Here is a 6409-nt window from a genome sequence, read left to right as displayed (position 1 = left end):
GAGGGCACTTTCATCAGCGAAGCAGGAGAGAATCGCTCGGCGCTCATCGCTCATCGAGATTTCGAGCGCCGATCCCTCGATGATATGCATATTGAGATAGTGATCCCACCGCAAGGACAATGGATCTTCGTTGGTATAATCCCGACCTTTTATGTGCAGAATTTGAAGCTCGCTATTATTGGGATCACGCGTGATGCCCCACATACTATTGACGGCGCTCGGCAGTCCGGTCGATCCCGTAATGCTATCCATAATGTCGTCGTGTTTTCCCTTATTGAAGTGATGCACCAGGAGACCAGCCGCTTTATGCCGCTCAAAAAGTTCATTGATGGGATCGACTGTATCCCGATCATAGCGGTAAAAATCCTCGTTTTTTTGCATCGGGCGGCGAAAACTCGCGAGAACATCGATCACGACAAGAGCGGTGTCGGGATAGCTCGCAAACCAATGTTCGAGCTCAAGCATGCCCTCATCGCCCTGGGGCCATTTCGTGTAAATGTGGAAATTACTGGGCCACTCCACTTGTTGTACGCCAAGAATGGCCCCTGTCCGCTTCTGAATACGCGCTTGCTTCCCCTCAAGATCAAGATATAAAACGCGCCCACTCGAAACAGCCAATTGTCCAAGCGCCCGTCCATTCATGGCAACGGCAAGCGCCACCGCAAGCGCGAGCCAGGATTTACGACTCTTATATTTCGCCGCGAAAATACAAGCACCTTCGGGAAGCAAACTCTCAACAACCCATCGCTCTGGTTCAAATTGTTTGTGTTGTAGTTCAGAAAGCGTGATCCCCGTTGCGCGCCAGTCGCGTCGAGTATCACGAATGAGGGGGGGCGTATCACGAATTTCACCGGTCTGCGCGTCGATGGTGCGCGTTGGCATGCGGTAGCGCTGTGCAAGGCTGCTTGCAGCAGCACGAAAATCGCCTGCATACTTGAGGTGGGTGTAGATCGCAAACGGTGTATACGCCCGCCCTGCCTCAAATGGGCTGGCATTGCTGCTAAAAACATAGAGCACGCCAGGGGCAACGTAGCCAAGGGTGGCGGAAACGCCATGGCGTTTCCCAGGACGACAGAGGTAAACCGCATCGCCACGCGATGCAACAACGTGCCACCCTTCTTGCTCCAACATGGGGAGAACATCGGATCGCGCATACTGATTATAAATATCCCCTGGGCGCTCTGAAGCGTCAGCCGCATACGGTGCGCTATTCTCGCGCTCTGTTCGTTGGAGCGTCGGCGTATCAGCCAGGCTAAGTGCACGTGCGCAATCGAGGACATCTTGCCGTTCTTCCGTGGTAATCAACGGGAGTGCGGCCCAATCACCGCGAAGGAGCGTGTATCCTGGTGAGGGTGCGACCTGAAACTGCCCCCCCTGTCCTCGTGTCTCAATGAGCGTGACAAACGTCATTTTTGGGTGCTCTTGACGCTCCTCTGGCGTTGGTGGCCTGGTAGCCACCTTTTGATTGCCCTGGATCGTCTCGCAGCGCCAGACAACATGAAACCCACCTGACGGTGTTCGCTCACAAAGGAGACGAGGCACCAAACCAGGGCGTATCTTATCTACAAGTGCCGACCATGCATGATACAGTTCCTCTGCGCTTGGGTGGCCTTTATTATCGAAATCAAGGCCTTCCCTATCACGAATGCCAATAGCATGTCGTTCCGTGCTAAACCATTGACGGATATGCGCTTCGGTCGGGGTTATCGTTTCCCATCCACGCACACCAACGGGATATTTCTTGACCGGATCATTTGGCAGAACGGTCAATCCCGCCTGATGGTAGCGCAGCGCAGTGGTAAGCAAGTTCATGGTGTATCCTATGGTAAAAGAAAAAGAATTGGTGAGCGGTTTTTTGATGGACGCTCAGCCATCATAGAGGGACTAGAAAGGAATCTCGCTGTCATCCTCTAGTGGGCGCGGCGTATTTCGTCCAGACGGGGTCTCCTGCTGCACGACCTGATGACTGTCACTAATGGGCGAGCTTGCCCAAAGGGCAGCTTCTTGGTAGAGCAGCTCGCCGCGTGCAGCAAGCTCATTCCCAACGTACATGGCTTTCCATGTGTCGCGAGAGGAGAGATCGTCATGCACCCAGGTGGGTGGCGTGACATAGTTGTTTCCAAGCGTTTTTTCGTACACGGGTTTCTTTTGCGCGTCTAGCGCGCCGCGAATGGCGAGCCAGAACCACCAAGGTGGTACCGGCTTCCCACCTCGGATTTGCCGGACACCATCGCGCATTTTGCGATAGTCCGGCAAAATGCTAGCAAGCCATGCCATAGCTGTTTTTGTGCCTTTTGCACTAAACACCATAGCCTCCGTGCTCCCTTCGACGAACGTCAGCATCTCGAAGTAAACCCCCTCGCCGGGGGCAAACTTCCCGCGCTTACCAGCAGGAAGCCAGGAATCCACATTGCCGCTGGCATCCTTCAAGAAATTCTGCTGACGCCAGCAGATGGGTGCAAGATGAAGCGCTGGACTAGCCAATAATGTCTTCTGCGCTCCATCGCTGAAAGTGTGCTCAATGGACTTCCATGGCGACTCCAATTGGATGGACGCCTCGTCCATCCGTTCTGGAAATGTCCAAAAGCGCCCTGGTGTTTGCAGCCGTGGCTCGCCATTCATCCAGTAGAGGCGAGCATAACCGTCATTCGAGCCATTGGATGGCTCTTGATAGACGGAATCGGTTGGTAAAAATTCGATTGTCATACTGTTTCCTTTTTTTTCTTCTTCTGCTCAATGGCGAGCATGGGGTGGCGTAACGTGCCACGAGGCGATATACTGACGGGTGGTGCAGGGGCGAACGTGGCACCCTGCCACCCGTCAGGCCGGGATAGCGTTGTCCTTTTCCTCATCAGGGTTTTCCCTGGCATCACCCCCCTTCGTTTTCTTTGATCACGGCTCCGTGGGCCCGATTTCGTCGGGCAGGCGACATTGCTGGTTTTGCTGGGTTTGCTCGTGATAGCAGGGCGTCCCCGCAGCTGCGGGGATGGCTCGACCATTGGCACGGCGACCGCCCAGGAGTCGCATGGATCGTGCCCGTCCTTGCCGTATGCCGCGCACATGCCGAAGCTTTGCGCGGAGCGCGGCGCGCTCCGATTCCCACTGCATGACCTGATAGCGATACCAGATCGCCACCAGCAGCAGGGTGAGCAGGAGCGCGCCGTCGTCTCTCATGATGTTTCGTCCTTTCGTACCCCGTAGCGCGGGGGCGATTGATCCGGCATGCACTGCACCAGCGCGAGCGCATGCCGCTCGCAGTAGGCGTTGCCGTTGGCATAGGCTGCGACTGGTTCGCCGCAGAGACAGCACGTTGGGTGCTGCTTCGGCGGCAGCGTCACCAGGCGGCTGTCGTAGTAGGCTGGTGTTATCATGATGTTCCTCCTTGGAGGGTGTGCCGGATAATCTCCGGCATGTTCGGGGCGTGCCACAGCTCGTTCCATGCGAGCTGACAGGCACGCTCAATCGCAATGCCCTGCCGAGCGAGCTGACAAGCGCGCCCAGCATACACGGTGTTCAGGGCGTGCCGGGCGCGCCCAATATCGTCGTGAGGGCCCATCCAGCCCGGCACGACAACGCCATCAAGGGCGAGCTGGATAGCCTGCAAGACGGCATCGGGAATTGTCCCGATAGGTGGCGGCTCTTTGCTTGTCGCCTGATCAAGCGCGTCGCCCTCGCGCAGGATGCGCCGATAGGCTGTGCTCTCGGCGAAACGCTGCCACCGTCGCGCATCAGACAGGTCTGGTAGCACGGGACTATAGATAGCAGTCTGGTTGTCGCCAGCCTGCTTCGCCGTCTTATAGCGCTCGCTGTAGAACGCGAGCTGTTTACCGGGCGCGGGGATGGGCTCTAGTGCGGGGTCGAGCAGGGGCGCGGCGTGCTGCGCCTGTTCGAGGCGCAGCTGGTCAAGCGTGACCTCAGCATCGTGATAGGTGCGAGCGAAGCCGACCAGTTCGCCATCGAGATACATGGCATAGTCGTGGGTTTCTTGATCATAAACGACGTTAATCATGAGGGTGGTTCCTCTCTTCTTTCAGGCACCAATCGCACAGCTCGGTTGCCTGTGTATGCGGGATGAGATGCCCCCGACAGCCGCATTTGGCACACGTCCAGTGCTGCGGCGCGGGGATACCGCAGATCGGGCAGAGGACGTGTGACTGCCGTGGCGTGCCCTGACATCCAGTACAGACCGTACTGAAATGGCCAGAGGGCAGCACCGGAAAGGCTTCCAGGGCCTGCGCATTCAGGCAGCGCCGACAGGTACGGGTGGGATTCATAGCTCGGCTTCCGAGGCGGGGAGAGGCTCTAGTGCGGGGTCGGACAGGGGCGCGGCGTGCTGCGCCTGTTCGAGGCGCAGCTGGTCAAGCGTGACCTCAGCATCGTGATAGGTGCGAGCGAAGCCGACCAGTTCGCCATCGAGATACATGGCATAGTCGTGGGTTTCTCGATCATAAACGATTTCCATCTTTTTGCATTCCTTCATGTATGATTTTTCGTACCTATCGTCAGTATAGTACGAAAAACCGTACATGTCAAGTGGAAAATGGCGGTTTTTCGTTCTTTTTGCAGACCAAAAAAGCGCCTTCGCTCGTGCAAACACTTATGCAAACACTTATGCGAAAACGCCTTCTTCGTTTGTCTGGAGGAGCGCTTGTACGTCTTGCCGCGCTGCCTCCGTCAGATCGGGATAGAGCAGCAGGCGCTCTGCTTTCGGGAGCTTACGCCCAGCGCGATAAGCACAAACCTGCGATCGGCTCTTAATCCCTAACATCTGATGCGCCACGCTCACGGGGTAGCGCTTGATCGCCTGGGCGAACAGGGGAAACAGGGGAAACACATTCATTTCGTCTCGCAGTGTTAAACGGATTTTCCCCCATATAATAGTATGAAAAACCGTACACGTCAAGCGAAAAGATTGGGAGCGCGGTATGGGGTTGCCTTGGTAGATCGCCGCTGCTCTCCGCAACCTTCGACCGTGTTGGAGTTCGGCGGCGATCCGCTATTTAGTATACCACGCTGCGAGATACCACGAAATAGCGGGTCTTTTTGGGTTGCTCGTATAACCCCTTGCAATCGCCTGGAAGATCGGGTACACTAGCCTACATACAAAAAACCTTCGACCGTGTGCGCTGAGGCGCTGGGTTGGAGGTTTCTGTCATGGCATCCTTTCTCAATCTCAATCGTTCCTTCGCGACACCCGCCGCGTTTGCTGCGTGGCTGCAAACTGCGCCACGCCCTTCGTTTGCCCCCATTGGTTCCACTTATCACAACACCTATCGTCCCCATGAACCCCTCTGGCGCGGCGCGGCAAGCCTTCGCAGCATGCAGGCGCACTATATGACCTATCAGCCGCCGTGGGATCGCGGCCCCCATCTGTTTCTTGCCGCAGGCACCGCGCACGACGGCATCTTCCTTATGACACCGCTGCACGTGCCGGGCATCCACGCTGGACCATGTAATGCCCGGCGCTTCGGCGTCGAAGTCGTCGCCGATTGGGACGCAACGCTCCCCACTCCGGCGCAGATCACGCTCCTGGTGGACACCCTCACAGTGCTGCATCGCTGGGCCGGTCTTGGGCCTGATGTGGTGGCGCATCGCGATTGCATGCCAGGGCGTACCTGCCCTGGGCGCTACGGCTATGCGCTCAAGGACACGCTGATCGCGCTGCTCACAGCAGCGCTTGCTGCGCCCCCCTACACAGCGGCGAGCCCGTTGTGTGCTGTCGTTCCCGACGCGCATGATGCGTTTGTCGCGGCCTGGCAGCGCCGTTGCGCGGGCACGCGCCAGTATGCGCTGACGGACGTGCATCTCATTGCTAGTCAGTACTGGTTTCAGAGCACGGCGCTGGGCCTCGATCCCTGGCTGGCGGCGGCACAGTGCCTGCACGAGACGGCGAATCTCACAAGCTGGTGGTGTGCCCGGCCGCGTCGCAACCCGGCCGGGATCGGCGTAACGGGGCAGACGCGGATTGGTACCGCCCGCGATTCTATGCCGCCCACCTGGGCCTACGATGAGGCCGAGCGGCTCTGGCGGCACGGCCTCAGCTTTTCCGCCTGGGTCACGCACAGCATCCCCGCGCATATCGGACGGCTGCTGGCCTATGCGTTGGATGATCGGGCCATCGCGCCATTTCCGCATGGACATGAGCCCACCCTTTATCACGACCAGCGACGGGCCATTGCCACAGCGCTTCAATATCGTCCACTCCCCGATCATGTGCGCGGTTCCGCGCCGACATTGAAACAACTCGGTGCAGCCCACAACCCGACCGGGCAGGGCTGGGCCGATCCCGGCGCGGACTACGGGGCACGTTTGGCAGTCATTGCAAATCAGCTACGAGGAGCCTCATGATTACGGAGCTTGAGCCAATCTGGGTCGAGACCATGCCAACAACGTTTGAAGCGGGAAAGCT

The 6409-nt window shown here is 57.8% G+C and carries 7 protein-coding genes; 1 reads left to right on the top strand and 6 read right to left on the bottom strand.

From position 1 onward, the window contains the following. The 6 genes from IPM06_17535 to IPM06_17510 all read right to left on the bottom strand — a co-directional run. Positions 1 to 1812: AAA family ATPase (locus IPM06_17535; GenBank protein ID MBK8772207.1), on the bottom strand; the 1812-nt coding region annotated here is incomplete at its 3' end. Between the two features lie 72 nt (positions 1813 to 1884). Next, the gene (locus IPM06_17530; GenBank protein ID MBK8772206.1) at positions 1885 to 2706 is read right to left on the bottom strand and encodes a hypothetical protein; all 822 of its coding nucleotides are present in this window, start codon (positions 2704 to 2706) and stop codon (positions 1885 to 1887) included. Positions 2707 to 2892: 186 nt separating this feature from the next. Next, positions 2893 to 3174: a hypothetical protein gene (locus IPM06_17525; protein ID MBK8772205.1), complete on the bottom strand. Its 282-nt coding sequence runs from the start codon at positions 3172 to 3174 to the stop codon at positions 2893 to 2895. Beyond that, on the bottom strand, positions 3171 to 3371 hold the full coding sequence (locus tag IPM06_17520) for a hypothetical protein (protein MBK8772204.1): 201 nt from the start codon (positions 3369 to 3371) through the stop codon (positions 3171 to 3173). The genes IPM06_17525 and IPM06_17520 overlap by 4 nt, the downstream gene beginning before the upstream one ends. Continuing rightward, positions 3368 to 4009, bottom strand: a complete 642-nt coding sequence (locus IPM06_17515) for a hypothetical protein (protein ID MBK8772203.1) — start codon at positions 4007 to 4009, stop codon at positions 3368 to 3370. Before IPM06_17515 ends, IPM06_17520 begins: the two co-directional genes overlap by 4 nt. Before the next feature lie 261 nt (positions 4010 to 4270). Further along, positions 4271 to 4462 (bottom strand): hypothetical protein, encoded by a 192-nt coding sequence (locus tag IPM06_17510; GenBank protein MBK8772202.1) that lies wholly within the window; start codon positions 4460 to 4462, stop codon positions 4271 to 4273. Positions 4463 to 5154: 692 nt separating this feature from the next. Between IPM06_17510 and IPM06_17505 the strand changes: the two genes are divergently transcribed. Next, entirely contained in the window at positions 5155 to 6348 is a 1194-nt protein-coding gene (locus IPM06_17505) for an N-acetylmuramoyl-L-alanine amidase (protein MBK8772201.1), read from the top strand. Positions 6349 to 6409 lie beyond the last annotated feature (61 nt).

This window comes from Hyphomicrobiales bacterium (assembly GCA_016710435.1).
Taxonomy (GTDB): Bacteria; Pseudomonadota; Alphaproteobacteria; order Rhizobiales; family Aestuariivirgaceae; genus Aestuariivirga.
Note: the sequence above shows the minus strand (reverse complement) of the source record. Positions and strands in the feature narration are given on the sequence as shown.

Coding starts and splice junctions, on each gene's coding strand:
- IPM06_17510 (MBK8772202.1), bottom strand. CDS start 4,462: ATGGAAATCGTTTATGATCGAGAAACCCACGACTATGCCATGTATCTC.
- IPM06_17520 (MBK8772204.1), bottom strand. CDS start 3,371: ATGATAACACCAGCCTACTACGACAGCCGCCTGGTGACGCTGCCGCCG.
- IPM06_17530 (MBK8772206.1), bottom strand. CDS start 2,706: ATGACAATCGAATTTTTACCAACCGATTCCGTCTATCAAGAGCCATCC.
- IPM06_17505 (MBK8772201.1), top strand. CDS start 5,155: ATGGCATCCTTTCTCAATCTCAATCGTTCCTTCGCGACACCCGCCGCG.
- IPM06_17525 (MBK8772205.1), bottom strand. CDS start 3,174: ATGAGAGACGACGGCGCGCTCCTGCTCACCCTGCTGCTGGTGGCGATC.
- IPM06_17515 (MBK8772203.1), bottom strand. CDS start 4,009: ATGATTAACGTCGTTTATGATCAAGAAACCCACGACTATGCCATGTAT.